The organism is Parafrankia discariae (genome assembly GCF_000373365.1).
GTDB classification, from domain to species: Bacteria; Actinomycetota; Actinomycetes; order Frankiales; family Frankiaceae; genus Parafrankia; species Parafrankia discariae.
The window spans coordinates 1-1,159 of sequence record NZ_KB891205.1; the positions used below are offsets into that span (position 1 = coordinate 1).

Consider the following 1,159-nt stretch of genomic DNA (forward strand, 5'->3'; position numbering starts at 1 on the left):
CTGCACACCCGGGAAATTCCGGGCCAGGAACAGATCGAACGCGTAATGCATGAACAGGTTGGCGAGCACGGGTGATATCGCCGACCCCTGCGGGGGCCGGGTGGCCCGGGGGGATCTCACCCCCGGGCTCCCACAGAACGGAGCGTGACAGTCTCCCGTCACTCCGCTCGTCTCATCCAGTCCGTCAGAACTCGGTCATCCAGACCCAGTGGGCGAACAGGCGGGGCTGCCTGCGCAGCAGCCCGTTCCACCACCGTTTGGCCTTTTTGAACGACCTGAGCCGTTGGAACTTCCGCCTGGCCCAGCGCACCAAGTAGGTATTGACGCGCCGTAGCAGACCATCGAGTTCTGTTCGGTAGAACTTCCCGTAGTAGTTCATCCAGCCACGGACAACCGGATTCATCCACTCGGCGAGCGCCGCCAGATTGTCGGTGGTGCGCAGGTTGATCCGCCAGCGTCGGACCACGCCCCCCATCTTCTTGAGGGCGTCCCGGCTGACCGCCGGAAGGAACGCGGCGAAGATACTCCTCCGGTCTTTCGTCGGAGCTTTCCTCGCCTGGAACGTGTACCCGAGGAAGGTGAAGGACGTGTTCTCGAAGGAGCCCTTCCTCCGCCTGTCCTTGCAGTAGACTATCCTGGTCTTGTCGGGATGCAGTCGCAGCCCGACCTGTTCCATGCGTTCCGCCAGCGCGGCCAGCAGCCGGCGTGCCATCCCTTCGGTCTTACAATGCACCACCGCGTCATCGGCGAACCGCTCGAACTCCACGGTCGGGAATTCTCTTCCCAGCCAGGAGTCGAATGCGTAGTGCATGAACAGGTTTGCCAGTACGGGTGACACCGCCGAACCTTGTGGAGTTCCACGGTCCCGTTCGACCTTCCTGCCATCGGGCAGGACGAGCGGAGCTGTGAGCCACCGCCGCACGTACAGCACCACCCATTTCTGTTCCGGGGTGATGTTCGCCTCGACCGCCCTGACCATAAGATCATGGTCGACGGAGTCGAAGAACCGGGAGATGTCGACCTCTATCGCCCAGTCGCTCTTCCAGCACCTCTCGCGGCACTTTGTGCGTGTCTCGTGTGGGGGCGCTGGGTACATATCTGATCATGGATGTGATGGAGAACAGCCTGGCGGTGCGGCTGGTCCCCGACGATCTGTGGG

Annotated in this window: 1 protein-coding gene and 1 pseudogene; both read right to left on the reverse strand. The window is 62.5% G+C overall.

Annotated elements, in window-relative coordinates; all coding sequences use genetic code 11:
* A pseudogene (locus B056_RS46005) lies at positions 1-99 on the reverse strand (RNA-directed DNA polymerase); the annotation flags it as partial.
* 85 nt (positions 100-184) lie between these two features.
* Positions 185-1,096, reverse strand: a complete 912-nt coding sequence (locus B056_RS36145) for a reverse transcriptase domain-containing protein (RefSeq protein ID WP_018501994.1) — start codon at positions 1,094-1,096, stop codon at positions 185-187.
* Positions 1,097-1,159: the final 63 nt, after the last annotated feature.

Excerpts from the sequence above, each read along its gene's own strand:
- B056_RS36145 (WP_018501994.1), bottom strand. The coding sequence starts at position 1,096 with ATGTACCCAGCGCCCCCACACGAGACACGCACAAAGTGCCGCGAGAGG.